The following is a 14336-nucleotide window of genomic DNA, read 5'->3' as shown; positions in this document are numbered from 1 at the left end:
GGGAAGCGTGTTACATGACTGATTATGAACAGCAGGCATGGCAGGAAGCACGACGATTTGAAAGATCGATGTACAAGAAGTCTTCGATATTGCAGAGAACTTCTAAAAAAGTGCAGACCCAAATTAACAACAAAATACCGGATCGGATTCATGCGATTGTAACAGAAAGTATCAAAACGATGATCAACTTGTCCTTAACCACTTCTGAATATATCCGGCCAGTGGAAGTCGAAGAGGATTGGACATTGGAAGAGCGGGAGAAAAGAATCCGCGAAAGATTGAAACAATATAAGCATACGGCCATGGTGGAAGGTGCCGGGACAGGTGCTGGCGGTATAATCCTTGGGTTGGCCGATTTTCCTCTGCTATTGAGCATCAAGATGAAATTTTTGTTCGATGTTGGTCAGTTATATGGCTGGAATGTGAAAAAGAGAGAAGAGCGAATCTTTCTGCTGCGGGTGTTTCTACTTGCCTTTTCCAGTGATACAAAAAGACGGGAAATGATCCCCTCCATAAGAAACTGGGAAGAGGAGAGCGACAGGTGGAAGGAGATTGATTGGAAGACACTTCAGCAGGAGTATCGGGATACCATTGATTTTGTGAAGATGCTTCAGCTGGTCCCTGGCTTCGGGGCGGTTGTTGGAGCCTGGGCGAATGGAAAGTTTCTCGAGCAGTTGGGGGAAACGGCAATTAATGCATACAGGCTTCGTATGCTTGAAGGGGATAGAGAATGAATAAGGAGAGAGGTGGAAATGGGTCCGCCTCTTTCCTTGCTTTTGTTAGAAGTGGAAATAGAAGGAGGCGAACACCCTCCTTCTATTTTTTTTATTTTTCCTGATAGGATTTATACGTCTGGGCCAGTGTTTTAGCTGCTATTGGCAGGGCACGTTCGTCGATATCGAACATTGGATGATGATGTGGATAATAATGGTCTTCTTTTTTGGCTCCGGTAAAGAAAAACGCCCCGGGTTTCTCCAGGATATAGTAGGAAAAGTCTTCTCCGACCATGCCGGGTTCTACTTCCCGTGCTGATTCAACTCCTGGCACCTGTTTGGCTGCTTCCAATACAAGTCTGGCTTCTTCCGGATGGTTGACTACTGGCGGATAACCTTTATCATATTGGAATTCATAGGAGGCGTCTGCGCCAATACACGTGCCTTTGATGACTTTTTCCATTTCTTCGATCACAAGGTCTTGAACACTTTCATCAAATGTTCTTACCGTGCCGGTGATCTTTGCTGTGTCGGCAATAATATTAAAAGTACTACCAGACTGGAAAGAACCAATGGTCAGAACGGCTGTGCCGAGTGGATCGATTCTTCTGCTGACAATTTGCTGTAAGTTTGTGACCAGTTGTGAACCGATTACGATAGCGTCTTTTGTCTGATGTGGTTGGGCACCGTGGCCGCCTTTACCTTTGATGAGGATTTCGAACCGATCGGCGCCGGCCATGAATTCCTGCAAGGAAGTCTCCACTACACCGAGTGGGGTGTTCGACCATAAATGAGTGCCAAATACGGCATCGACATTCTCTAAAATACCGGAATCCACCATTGGTTTCGCTCCGCCCGGTGCCAGTTCCTCGGCATGCTGGTGAATAAACACGACCGTTCCCGGCAATTCTTCCTGGAATTCGTTCATGGCTTTTGCCAGCGTCAACAAGGTAGCAGTATGACCGTCATGACCACAGGCGTGCATGACTCCGTCCACTTTGGATTTATAAGGGACGTCTTTTTCATCTTGGATCGGCAAGGCATCAAAATCTGCTCTGAGCCCGACCGTTTTTCCTGGTTTTCCGCCTTTTAATGTGGCGACTACCCCATTCCCTCCGACACCAGTTTGATATGGAATTCCGAGTTTCTCATATGTATCCGCGATAAAAGCGGCGGTCTTATGTTCTTGAAAAGAAAGCTCTGGATTTTGGTGAAGATGTCTTCTGATTTCGACCATCTCATCATAATAATCGTCTAAGCGATCAAGTAGTTCCTTCCACAAATGAATCTCCCCCTAAAAACGTTTTAATCATTATAACACAGCAGAATAAGTTATCAGGAGCATGCAATTCGGAACTACTGTGCAGTAAGAATTCCGAATAGCTCCTGACTGGAATTAGTACAAACATAAAGAAAAACCTTCTGTTCGGAGAAGGTTTTTCTTTTACGCTTTAAAGTCTTGAATCTGTCAACAAACGATCTATTTCTTCTTTATGCCCAGTTTCATCGGCGATCATGTCATCCAGTTTTACGACTAGTTCTGTAAACCCTAATTCTTCTGCTTGTTTTTTTCGTTTTTCGTAACGTTCGATCGTTTCCTGCTCAGCTTGTCTTGCTTCTTCCAACATTTCTCTCACATCGGATAACTGTTTTACTTCAGCCGGTTTTGTTGTTGGAGTACCGCCTAGTATGGTGATTTTATCTGACAAGTATAGTGCGTGGCCGATTTCGTCATTGATTTCTTCTTCGAAAAAAGGTTTCAGCACCGAGCGATATAAACCGGAAACTACCGACGCGTTATAGGTGTACATGATTGTTGCTGCATATTCGTTAGCGAGATCTTCATTTAAACCTTCGATTAATTCTTGTACTTGTTGATTTTCTGCCACTTTTATTCATCCTTTCAAATAAATTTAAGTAACTTCAGCCATAAATACAATTCCCTTACCGTTTTTTTCTAAACATTTCGGGAAACTAATTGGAGAGTGAGAAATATGAATGATTTAGGAGACTTTTAGAGACAAGGAGTGAACCGATGAATAAACAGAACTATTTTTACATTTCTTTTTTCCTGCTGGCATTGATAATAGTCTTGTTCCTGACAGTAAATGTAATGACCAGCAAGATGCCGGTGATCGATGCATGGTCCAGACCTGCTGCAGAAAGTCTTGATGACACCCGGGCTTTCATAGTGTTTCGCTGGATTACCGAACTCGGGTCGGGCACGTTTATCACTCCTTTTATCATTGTTGCTTCCATATTATTGTGGATTTATTCAAAGGACTGGCTTGCATCCATCATGCTTGCAGGCGGCACACTGCTTGGTTACAGGGCGAATTATTGGATCAAACTTTTAGTAGAGCGGGAGAGACCCAGAATTTTTGCAGCTGCTGAGGGAGAAGGATACAGTTTTCCCTCTGGACATGCAATGGGGTCAATGATTGCATACGGATTACTGGTCTTCTTTTTCGCCCGGTATATGAAAAAACAGAAAGCTGTTTTTATTCTTAATCTTGTCGGCATAATGCTGATCTTGTTAATAGGTTTGAGCAGGTACGTCATTCAGGTGCATTATTTAACGGATGTGTTGGCAGGATATGCCTTTGGTTTTCTCTTTTTAATGATTTGGACATTGCTGTACAAGGTACTTAAAGGTCGATTTCTTCCCTCGCCATAAACAAAGTCTCCGTCTCTGGACGGAGGCAAAACCATTCTGCCGGTCGTTAAGGACCGGTTTTTTTTGTTTTAAAATAGGTGGAAAATAGCCGTTTTAGTGACTTCTTCATAAATTTAAGCAGGAATCGATGCCCTTTTAAGCGAATATTAGACTAGTTGAAGGGAGAATCATCATGAAACAGAATCGCTTCTTTCGCAGTGTTATTGCCATCACCATCATTTTATTGGGCGCTGCGTTGTTTTTAGCAAACATTGGCTTATTGTCATGGCAATTAAATGAAGCATGGGCTTTTATCTATCCTGCATTTTTTGTTCTGCTTGGCCTGAAGTGGTGCTTGGGAGGGATTAAGGGCGAGGGAGGGCTCGCAGTGGGGTCCTTTTTGGTTATCTTTGGAGCACTCCTGCTGATGGATCGTTTTGACCTTCTTTCCTTCTGGTTCTGGGACTTCTATAAACTGTGGCCGTTGTTGATTGTATATTTAGGCTTCAGTATATTCGGCACTTCTACGAAACGGAAAAAGAATTATTCGTTTATTTTTGATTCAGATAAAGGAGATAAAACGAAAACAGCTGGTAAAAAGCAGAGATTTCCGATTGGCGACCACAACTTTCAAGCCTCCAACTGGGAAGTAGAGCCGATGGATTTATGGAATGCAGTGGGTGACTATCATTTAGACTTTACGAAGGCATTTATTCCCGACAAAGAGATTCCCATCAATATCAGAGGATGGGCAGGCGATATCCGGATTTTGATGCCTGAAAACGTAGAATGCAAAATTGATGCGCATGTGAAAGCTGGGGACATTCATGTATTCGGACAGAATGCGGAAGGTGTAAACAAAGAGGTTTTCCATCAAACACCTAATTATAAAGATGCCACCCGAAAACTTAATATTCAACTGAGTCTAAAGGCCGGTAATATCAGAGTGGATCGCGTATGAAGGAGGACACAGCATGTTGAAGCGTCTGAATACAATTCGTTATACGTATATTCGCTCGCTTTTGTATGGGCTTTTGTTGACGAACATTACTTTGCTTGCGATATTATTGTCGGTATTTGTCCTGTTTCAGCCCGGTTGGCTGAATCCGACAAGCATTTTTATCAGTGTAGTTTTATATATTTTCCTTGGAATTATCATTTCTATTTATGTAGGCTTCAAATCCAGCGGCGATTTAAAAGACAGGATGGATTATCTATCCGTACTGATCACCCAGCTGTCGAGGGGTAATTATACATCACGAGTTTATTTCAGTGAAGATGATGAAATTGCCAGGATTGGTAACGAACTGAATGAGTTGGGAGAAAAGTTGCAAAGCCAGGTGAAATCCTTGCAAAGGATGGCTGATGAGAAAGCGGAATATGCCAAGAGCGCTCGCAAGGCCGCTACGATAGAGGAGCGCCAGCGTCTTGCCAGGGATTTGCATGATGCGGTCAGTCAGCAGCTATTCGCGTTGACCATGATGTCCCAAGCGTCCTTGCGTATATTTGACAGGGATTCAGAACAGGCCAGGGAGCAGTTGGAAGAAATAGTGAAAACGGCCTTAAAAGCCCAGACCGAGATGAGGGCATTGTTACTCCATCTCCGTCCGATTGATTTATCCGGGCAGCCTCTGAGAAAAGGGGTCCAGGAATTGGTGGCTGAACTCAAGCAGAAATGCCAGATAAATTTTCAGCTGGACATGGAAGAAATACCGGAATTATCGACATCTGCGGAAGAACATTTATTTCGGGTTGTGCAGGAGTCACTGTCGAACACCCTGATTCACGCCAATGCTTCGGAAGTTACGCTTGAATTAATTCAAAAAGGTAATGAATTATTTTTACATATAGGAGATAATGGCAGTGGATTTGATGTAAATAAGGATCAGCGCAAGAAAACGTCTTATGGGTTGAAAACGATGAAAGAACGTTGTGAGGAAATCGGCGGAACTTTTGCTATCCGTTCTAAACTGGGAGAGGGAACACATATAGATATTCGAATACCTTTATAAAGAAGACTGTAGATCGGGGAGTGGGGAAAGTGATTAGAGTTGTGGTAGTCGACGACCATGAAGTTGTCCGCAAAGGAGTCATCGCATATTTAAAAACAGAACCGGATTTGGAAATCGTCGGTGAAGCCTCAAGCGGATCAACAGGAGCGCAAATTGTCAAAGAGCTCAAACCTGACATCGTCCTGATGGACCTTATTATGGAAAACGGGACAGGGATAGAGGCGACAAAGGAGATTATGGCTTCCTGCCCGGAATGCAAAGTGATCATTTTGACAAGTTATTATGACAATGAACAGGTTTTCCCTGCTTTGGAAGCTGGGGCGTATAGTTATATGTTGAAAACTTCCAGCGCTGACGAGATTGCTATTGCTATAAAGAAGGCTTATGCCGGAGAAACGGTCATCGAGCCGAAAGTAGCGAGTAAAATGATGACGAGTTTCCGACCGACGGAAACCAAGCCGCATGAACAATTGACCGATAGGGAATTGGAAGTTCTGCTTTGCATCGGAGAAGGGCTGACGAACCAGGAAATTGGCGAAAAACTTTACATCGGCATCAAGACAGTAAAAACACATGTGAGCAATATACTGGGCAAACTCGGCGTGAATGACCGCACCCAGGCTGCCGTTTATGCCCACAAAAACGGCCTGTTCCGCAATTAAGCAGACAAATACAAACGAAAAACCCTGCTTACCTAAGAGCAGGGTTTTTCACGTTGAAGCTTTGCAATTGAGGCAAACTGCGACATAGTGACAATTTTATTTCTTGTTGTTCTGATGATTGTTGAGCGCATGCACTCGCTGCGGCAGAACACTTCGCTTTCCGCGGGCACGGCCTCAGCCACCTCATCAGCAAAAAGCGCTTCTTGCGGGGTCTTCGGACTCGTGGGACTGCGGTTACTCGCCCCATCGAAGACCTTTCGCTGTTCCCACAGGAGTCTGCGTGTTCTGCCTTCGCTGGTAGGAGTTTTCTGAATCTTTGCTAGGAATATTCCATGGTAGACAACTTTTAGGTCCACCTCTCATTTGAACAGAAAATCTATCCTATAGCTTGTATTTTTCCGCAGCACTGGACCACCATTCAACTCGAAAAGAATGGAAGGAAGCCAGAAAAAGTTATGTCGCAGTTTATGGTTTTTATGAATTTACAAAATATCTATTAAATAAGCAACTTTTTAGATTCGATTTATCCTATTGGTTGTTGACTTGAAATTTCCCATTAAAACGGATACATCATCGCTGACAGATAAATTATTCTTTGTTTTTTATTTCACTACTAGTATAATACTTCTTGAATGGAGAGAGAGGGATATTATATGGCAGCTAACCGGGAATCGAACGAAACAATACTCCTGATCATATGGGGACAGGCTTTGATCGCGATGATGGGCAGCCTGTACTTTTCCGAATTTTTACATTATATTCCTTGTGAATTATGCTGGTATCAACGAATATTAATGTATCCATTAGTCATTATATATGGATATGCAGCTGTAAAGAAAGATATCAGACTGGGATGGCCCGGGCTGATCATGAGTGGGATCGGAATTTTGGTATCCACTTATCATTACTTGATCCAAAAGCTTCCGAGCCTGAGTGAAGCAGGAGAAGCGTGCGGACTGGTTCCTTGTAATGGACAGTATATAAACTACTTCGGATTTGTTACAATTCCGTTCTTGGCATTAACGGCCTTTTTAGTCATTTTTATTTTCCATATGATATTGTTACTACAGGGGAGAGAAGCAAAATGAAAAAGAAAATGTTTATATTCCTCGGGGTCCTGGTCGTCCTGTTTGCTGCATTGATTTTCATTGTGAATTATCAAAACAACCAGAAGACAGAAGGGAACCCGTATGGTAAAGATAACTTAAATCAAGCGACTATTGATCAATTGGATGATGATTTTTATCAAAATCAAATACTTCCGGAAGAACTGGATGAGAAATTGGAAAACGGGGAAGATGTGACAGTATATTTCTACAGTCCTACCTGTGTACACTGTCAAAACACCACACCAGTAATCGTGCCGATGACACAGGAATATGATATCGATTTGAAAAAATTGAATCTACTTGAATTCGAAGAAGAATGGGAAGATTATAAGATCGAAGGCACGCCTACTGTCATCCACTTCGAAAATGGGGAAGAGGTAGCCCGTATCAGTGGAGAACAGCCTGTCACGAATTGGGACAGTTTCTTCCAGGAGAATGTGCTGGACAATCAGGAATCATAAAAAAACTTGGCCAATGTGCCAAGTTTTTTTATGCATCAGGGTCGACCATATGGTATTCATTCGTGTAAGAGGGGCCAGCATGGTATGGAGGTCTTTCCTTTGCTTTACCTGAAGAATGGGCTTTCTGGAATGATTGAGAGTTCTTCCATTTTTTATAACTCTCTTCTTTATCCCACTGGACAAATACTATATATTTATTTCCGTGTAATGGTCGTAACACACGTAAAGCCTGGAATCCTTCTACCTCCGCCATCGATCCTGCTCTTGACTTGAATTGCGTCTCAAATATCGGACGACCCTCATCTGTGACTGGTATATTGTTCATCACCACAAACCCTTTCTCCTGTATGCTCCCGTCTGAAACGAAACTTTCATACTTCCTGGGTTCTTCGAAAACAGACTTTCCTTCAGATTCTTGATAGGCCAAAGTGGAATCATTAGCTTGCATGAGAAAAATTTTCTCTTGGGTATGCTTTTGTTTCTGTTTCAACAGAAAATCAAAAGTGCCGTGAGTCATATAGACGTTCATTGTGATCCCTTCCTTTTTATGAATATGGTAGAGCAGGTCGTTCATCTTGTTTATAAGTGTAGCAGGGGACGGATAAAGATAGCAAGATTATATACATAGCTATTTTTTTACCCGGATAGTAGGGGGCCTATTCAAAAAAAACTATTAGTTTATGTGCAATATTATCTATCGTATAATAAGATAATTGGTTTGAAAGCTTGTTAAAAGGTGGAAAAGATGGAAAAAATAAAATCATATTATCAAAAATTCAAATGGCCGCTGGTTGCTTTGGGTCTTAGTTTGTTGTTGGGATTGATTGGCTACGCAACGATTGTTTTTGGTGGCAGGTTTGTGGTCGATGATAAAGACCTCATACTTCCTGCTGCAACCGTTCTGGAAACAAAGGACGGGAAAGAAGTGGGGGAAATATATACAGAAAACAGAGATCTGGTAGCTATCGATGATATACCAGATCATGTAGAGGATGCCTTTCTCGCTATAGAAGATAACCGTTTTTATCAGCATGCGGGTGTCGATTTCAAGTCGGTGATGCGGGCAGTCTATCGTGACATAGTGACGATGCAGAAAGCGGAAGGCGGAAGTACGATTACCCAGCAGTTGGCGAAGAACTTATTTTTGCATAATGAAAAGACGTGGATGAGAAAGACAAAAGAAGTGATGGCCGCCATCCACCTTGAAAGGAATTACAGTAAGCAGAAAATACTGGAATTCTACCTGAATGAAATATATTTTGCCCATGGAGTATATGGGATAGGGGCGGCTTCGGAATATTATTTCAATAAACATGTCAGTGATTTGACGGTTTCTGAAGGGGCGATGCTTGCGGCACTTTCTAAAGCGCCTAATACGTATTCGCCGATCAACAATCCGGAAAAAGCGAAAGAAAGACGAGACTTGGTACTGCAACAAATGGAACGGCTGGGAATGATTGAAACAGAAGAGATGCTTCAATTACAAGGGAAAACACTGGGAGTCAACCACGAGGAACCAGAAGATACTCCCTGGCTCGACTCTTATATCGATCTAGTAATAAAAGAGGCTGGAGATGAGCATCAGCTATCGCTCGATGAGCTGAAACGGGGAGGTTACCGGATCATCGTTAATGTCGATGAACAAGCCCAGAAAATCGCTTATGATGCTTTTCAGGAAGACACTTACTTTCCCGGTTCTGCTTCAGGAACAGAGGGATCTTATGTATTGATGGAGCAAAAATCCGGAAAGATTGTCACAGCTCTCGGAGGTCGTCACTATGAAATTGGAAGTATGAGCCGTTTGTTTGTCAACAAGCAGCCTGGTTCCGTTATGAAGCCGATAGCGGTTTATGGACCGGCCCTAATGCTTGAAAAGTATCAGCCATACACAATGCTCACTGATGAAAAACAGAGCTATGGCGACTATACAGCAACAAACCTTGACGGGAATTATTCTGGCAAGGCTTCTATGTATCAGGCGCTAAAAGAATCCAAGAACGCTCCGGCAGTCTGGCTGTTGAATGAAATCGGCATTCCATATTCGAAAGAGTATTTAAGCAAAATGGGAATCAACCTTCCTGATGACGGCCTGGCGATAGCACTAGGCGGTTTGAAAGAAGGATTGACTCCTATTCAGCTTGCTGAAGCCTATAGTGCCTTTGTACACGAAGGAGATATGGTTAATGGATATGCGATTGAAAGGATTGTTGACAGGGATGGAAAAACTGTCTTTCAAGCTGAACCAGAGTCCGCCAACATTTATTCACCACAAGTCGCCTGGAACATCTTGAGGATGTTGGAGGGAGTAGTGGACGAAGGGACAGGAAGTGCCGGTGATTATGACAAAGCATTGGCAGGAAAAACCGGATCGACACAGCATCCTTTTGCTGAAGGAAAAGTAAAGGACGCTTGGTTTGTCGGCTTTACACCAGAATATGTCAGCTCCATGTGGATGGGATATGACCAGGTCGATGAGCAGCATTACCTGACGGCTGGCAGTAAGGCCCCCACCATATTAACCAAGGCTATTTTGTCTGAGTTAGATAAATATCAAGACTTATCGGCTCAATTTGACAAACCCGTTAATGTTGAGGAGTTGCCTGAGCCCGTACAGATGCCGGTAATTACGGATTTAAGCTCACAGTTTAAGTTCGGTGGATTTTCTCTTGTCAAAGGTCAGTTGGACTGGACTCCAGCAGGAGATGAACGGGTCATCTATCATGTGTACCGGGTGCAATCCGGGAAAGATGAGAAAATCGGCGAAACAGAAGGAGAAGGGACTTTCCAAATCAACCGGGTCAACCCATTTAAAGAAACAGAATTTTATGTTGTGCCTTACAATCCGTTAACAGGACAAGAAGGAGCTCCATCGAACAGGACGACGTTATCTTTTTGACAATTTGATAGTTCGTCAACCTTCGATAAATAACGTACAAATTGGTGACAAATAAGGTCAATTGCTATACAGAAGAAAGTTAAATCGTTATAGTAATGATGGAATGGATTAGAAATGAAGGGTGAAAATAATGGCGAGAAAAACGAACGACACAATTCTAAAAGCTTTTAGAGGAGAAGAAACGGACTATACTCCAGTGTGGTACATGAGACAAGCGGGCAGATCTCAGAAAGAATACCGCGAATTAAAAGAAAAATATTCTTTGTTTGAAATAACCCATCAACCGGAGCTGTGTGCTTATGTAACCAGACTGCCGGTTGAACACTATGGTGTCGATGCAGCGATCCTGTATAAAGATATCATGTCTCCTCTACCAGCCATCGGAGTGGATGTGGAGATCAAATCGGGTATCGGACCTGTGATTGACGATCCGATTCGTTCAATCCGCGATGTCGAAAAACTTGGTTCAATCGATCCGATCTCCGATGTTCCATATGTGTTGGAAACGATTCGTCTTCTCTCGGAAGAACAATTGGATGTACCTTTAATCGGATTCAGCGGTGCTCCATTTACATTGGCTAGTTATATGATCGAGGGCGGCCCTTCGAAAAATTATCATAAAACAAAAGCCATGATGTACAGTGAACCGGAGACATGGTTTGCTTTGATGGACAAATTAGCCGATATGACGATTACGTATGCGAAGGCGCAAATAAATGCCGGAGCAAAAGCATTTCAGATTTTTGATTCTTGGGTCGGATCTTTAAATGCAGCGGATTATCGTTATTTCATCAAACCAGTAATGGAACGGATTTTCAATGAATTACAGACAGAGAATGTACCATTGATTTTGTTCGGTGTCGGAGCTCGTCACCTGATAATGGAATGGAATGACCTCCCAGTCGATGTAATTGGGCTTGATTGGAGAATTTCCGTGACAGAGGCACGGGAAATGGGGATTACGAAGACATTGCAAGGGAATCTCGACCCTGCGATCCTTCTCTCTGACTGGAATGTAATCGAAGAACGGACAAAAGCAATACTAGATGAGGGAAGCAGTCAGCCGGGTTTTGTTTTCAACCTTGGACACGGTGTCACACCCGAAATACAACCTGCTACGTTGAAAGAATTGACTAGCTTGATTCATCGATATTCACAAAAATAATGTTTTGATCGAAAGATAGAGGTGTTGAAAGTGGCAAAGAAAAAAGTCGGCTTACTTGTCATGGCCTACGGTACTCCATATCAAGAAGAGGATATTGAAAGATATTATACAGATATAAGGCATGGCAGAAAGCCAACCCCGGAAATGTTGGAAGATTTGACGGAAAGGTATAGAGCAATTGGCGGTATTTCCCCTTTGGCGAAAATCACCAAACAGCAAGCAGAGGCATTGGAAGTACGTTTGAATACTGTCCAGGATGACGTGGAATTTGTCCATTACTTAGGATTGAAACATATCGAACCATTCATCGAAGATGCAGTCGCCCAAATGGCTGAAGACGGCATTGAAGAAGCGGTGTCGATCGTTCTTGCGCCGCACTACTCTACTTTCAGTGTTAAATCTTATAATGGCAGAGCCCAGAAGGAAGCAGATAAACATGGAAAACCTGCCATTTACTCTGTTGAAAGCTGGTATGATGAGCCAGGTTTCATCAATTACTGGGTCGAAGCCATCTCAAAAGTCTACGGACAGATGGATGAACAGGAAAAAGACAAAGCGGTACTTGTAGTTTCTGCCCACAGTCTTCCTGAAAAAATTATCCAAAACGGTGACCCATACCCCGATCAGTTGAAGAAAACAGCTGAATTGATTTCCGAATCAACCGGCATAACTCAATATGAGATTGGCTGGCAGAGTGAAGGAAATACACCAGATCCATGGCTTGGTCCTGATGTACAGGATCTTACCCGGGACCTGTATGAACAAAAAGGGTATCGCTCATTTGTCTATGCACCTGTCGGATTTGTGGCCGACCACCTGGAAGTTCTGTATGACAACGATTATGAGTGTAAAGTAGTCTGTGAGGAGCTTGGAGCTAATTACTACCGTCCGGATATGCCGAATGCTGCTCCGAAATTCATCAATACACTGGCAGATGTTGTGCTCAGCAAGTGGAAAAGCCCTGATCGGAATGACTGATAACAAGCAGATTGCCATTATCGGCGGAGGAATAGCAGGATTGACGGCTGCTTATTATTTGAACAAGCAGATCGAGGAACAGCAGCTTCCGTATGAGGTGAAGTTAATCGAAGCCAGTAACAGACTTGGCGGCAAGATAATGTCGGTTCAAAAAGACGGGTTTACCATAGAGCGGGGCCCAGACTCCTTTTTGATCCGAAAGCAGTCTGCGGCCAGGCTGGCTGAAGAAGTCGGTCTGAAGGACAGTTTGATCAAAAACGGGACAGGCCAGTCTTACATCCTTGCAGGCAATAAATTGCACAAGATGCCAAGTGGTTCATTTATGGGAATTCCCACACAGGTGAGGCCATTCCTGTTTTCAGGAATCTTCACCCCGAAAGGAAAGCTCCGTGCCGGGTTGGACTTCATCAAGCCTAAAGGGAAACAGGCGGAAGACCAATCGCTCGGACTGTTCTTCCGGCGTCGTTTTGGCGATGAATTGGTGGAAAATCTCGTAGAACCGTTGTTATCAGGTATTTATGCCGGGGACATTGATGATTTAAGTTTAATGGCTACTTTCCCTAACTTTTACGAGTTGGAACAAAAACACGGCAGCCTGATAAAAGGCTTGAATAAGACAATGCCAAAGAAGCGAAACACAAAAGGGAAAAAACCAAGTATGTTCTACTCCATCCGAGGTGGATTGGAGACACTGGTCCATGCAGTGGAAGAACATCTGCCGGAAGGAACAGTCATCAAAGGAGAACAAGTTGACCACATTGAACGTAAGGACGGTCATTATCATTTATTGCTTGGCAGCGGCGAAGTACAAAAAGCCGACAGTGTGATTTTGGCAGCGCCTCATTTTGCTGTAAGGCGCATGTTCAGCCAATTTGAATTCATGGATTCTTTCAAACAGATGCCGGCCACGTCCGTTGCCAATGTGGCTTTGGCTTTCGATGCTTCCTCGATTAAAAACAATATCGATGGTACCGGTTTTGTCGTATCCAGAAACAGTGACTACCGCATTACGGCTTGTACATGGACTGATAAAAAATGGCCGGAATCTGCTCCTGAAGGAAAAGTCCTGCTACGTTGTTATGTGGGCAGGCCTGGTGATGAAGGTGTAGTGGACTTATCGGATCAGGAAATTGTCGATATCGTTCTTCATGATTTAAAGAAAATCATGACAATCAATGGAGATCCGGAGTTTTTCATTGTGAGCAGGTGGAAAGATGCCATGCCGCAATATTCAGTTGGTCATAAACAGAGATTGAACTATATAAGGGAGAAGATGAGCCAGGAACTGCCGGGTGTATTTCTTGCAGGGAGTTCTTATGAAGGCATCGGCATCCCGGACTGCATCGATCAAGGAGAAGCAGCGGTAGAAAAAACCTTGAATTTCCTCAGAGAAAAAGCATGAGTCATGGACTAAAGAGTCCCGTTGTAAGGTGTATTTCTAAAAAAAAGTGGTTAGAAATACAATCGAAATGACAAGTGAAAAGACATATAAACGTAGTATATAAAACCAATTATTGTTCAAAGCCTTGCCATATTAAATGGTAAGGCTTTTTTGTAGTGTTGGTATATGATAAGAAGGGGTTTAAAGTGAGATGACAACTTTTGACTGTCAGAAAGAGTCTTTATTGGATGTAACAGGATTCAGAAAAGATGAGTGGAAAAATTAACCTCTTATGGTAAAATT

The 14336-nt window shown here is 43.0% G+C and carries 14 protein-coding genes; 11 read left to right on the top strand and 3 right to left on the bottom strand.

From position 1 onward, the window contains the following. The first annotated feature begins 14 nt into the window (after window positions 1–14). On the top strand, window positions 15–734 hold the full coding sequence (locus CZ434_RS10645; protein WP_077623126.1) for an EcsC family protein: 720 nt from the start codon (window positions 15–17) through the stop codon (window positions 732–734). 91 nt (window positions 735–825) lie between these two features. Here CZ434_RS10645 and CZ434_RS10640 read toward each other — a convergent pair whose 3' ends face one another. Further along, window positions 826–1995, bottom strand: a complete 1170-nt coding sequence (locus tag CZ434_RS10640) for a M20 metallopeptidase family protein (RefSeq protein WP_095742914.1) — start codon at window positions 1993–1995, stop codon at window positions 826–828. Window positions 1996–2164: 169 nt separating this feature from the next. Continuing rightward, window positions 2165–2602, bottom strand: coding sequence for a ferritin-like domain-containing protein (locus tag CZ434_RS10635; RefSeq protein WP_077623125.1), 438 nt, complete (start codon window positions 2600–2602; stop codon window positions 2165–2167). A 146-nt stretch (window positions 2603–2748) separates the two neighbouring features. Between CZ434_RS10635 and CZ434_RS10630 the strand changes: the two genes are divergently transcribed. The 6 genes from CZ434_RS10630 to CZ434_RS10600 all read left to right on the top strand — a co-directional run bounded on the left by CZ434_RS10630 (window position 2749) and on the right by CZ434_RS10600 (window position 7613). Further along, entirely contained in the window at window positions 2749–3390 is a 642-nt protein-coding gene (locus CZ434_RS10630; protein ID WP_077623124.1) for a phosphatase PAP2 family protein, read from the top strand. A gap of 172 nt (window positions 3391–3562) precedes the next feature. Then, window positions 3563–4330 (top strand): cell wall-active antibiotics response protein LiaF, encoded by a 768-nt coding sequence (liaF, locus tag CZ434_RS10625; RefSeq protein ID WP_077623123.1) that lies wholly within the window; start codon window positions 3563–3565, stop codon window positions 4328–4330. Between the two features lie 13 nt (window positions 4331–4343). Continuing rightward, window positions 4344–5381 carry a sensor histidine kinase gene (locus tag CZ434_RS10620; RefSeq protein ID WP_077623122.1) on the top strand — a complete coding sequence of 346 codons (1038 nt, stop codon included), beginning with the start codon at window positions 4344–4346 and terminating at the stop codon, window positions 5379–5381. Window positions 5382–5410: 29 nt separating this feature from the next. Continuing rightward, the gene (locus CZ434_RS10615) at window positions 5411–6043 is read left to right on the top strand and encodes a response regulator (protein ID WP_077623121.1); all 633 of its coding nucleotides are present in this window, start codon (window positions 5411–5413) and stop codon (window positions 6041–6043) included. Between the two features lie 653 nt (window positions 6044–6696). Then, entirely contained in the window at window positions 6697–7131 is a 435-nt protein-coding gene (locus CZ434_RS10605) for a disulfide oxidoreductase (RefSeq protein WP_077623119.1), read from the top strand. After that, window positions 7128–7613: a thioredoxin family protein gene (locus CZ434_RS10600; RefSeq protein ID WP_077623118.1), complete on the top strand. Its 486-nt coding sequence runs from the start codon at window positions 7128–7130 to the stop codon at window positions 7611–7613. Before CZ434_RS10605 ends, CZ434_RS10600 begins: the two co-directional genes overlap by 4 nt. 28 nt (window positions 7614–7641) lie before the next feature. On the opposite strand, the gene CZ434_RS10595 is transcribed toward CZ434_RS10600, so the two are convergent. Further along, a complete protein-coding gene (locus CZ434_RS10595) occupies window positions 7642–8142 on the bottom strand; it encodes an antibiotic biosynthesis monooxygenase family protein (protein ID WP_077623117.1) in 501 nt (166 codons plus the stop codon). Window positions 8143–8358: 216 nt separating this feature from the next. Here CZ434_RS10595 and CZ434_RS10590 point away from each other — a divergent pair, with 216 nt between their 5' ends. The 4 genes from CZ434_RS10590 (at window position 8359) to hemY (ending at window position 14054) form a co-directional block, all read left to right on the top strand. Then, window positions 8359–10509 carry a transglycosylase domain-containing protein gene (locus tag CZ434_RS10590; RefSeq protein WP_077623116.1) on the top strand — a complete coding sequence of 717 codons (2151 nt, stop codon included), beginning with the start codon at window positions 8359–8361 and terminating at the stop codon, window positions 10507–10509. A 130-nt stretch (window positions 10510–10639) separates the two neighbouring features. Further along, complete coding sequence (hemE, locus tag CZ434_RS10585) at window positions 10640–11674, top strand: uroporphyrinogen decarboxylase (protein ID WP_077623115.1); 1035 nt, start codon at window positions 10640–10642, stop codon at window positions 11672–11674. A 30-nt stretch (window positions 11675–11704) separates the two neighbouring features. Next, window positions 11705–12652 carry a ferrochelatase gene (hemH, locus tag CZ434_RS10580; protein ID WP_077623114.1) on the top strand — a complete coding sequence of 316 codons (948 nt, stop codon included), beginning with the start codon at window positions 11705–11707 and terminating at the stop codon, window positions 12650–12652. Then, window positions 12645–14054, top strand: a complete 1410-nt coding sequence (hemY, locus tag CZ434_RS10575; RefSeq protein WP_077623113.1) for a protoporphyrinogen oxidase — start codon at window positions 12645–12647, stop codon at window positions 14052–14054. The genes hemH and hemY overlap by 8 nt, the downstream gene beginning before the upstream one ends. The last annotated feature ends 282 nt before the right edge of the window (window positions 14055–14336 follow it).

Source organism: Sediminibacillus massiliensis (assembly GCF_900156915.1).
GTDB classification, from domain to species: Bacteria; Bacillota; Bacilli; order Bacillales; family Amphibacillaceae; genus Sediminibacillus_A; species Sediminibacillus_A massiliensis.
This window is presented reverse-complemented; position numbering and strand designations above follow the sequence as displayed.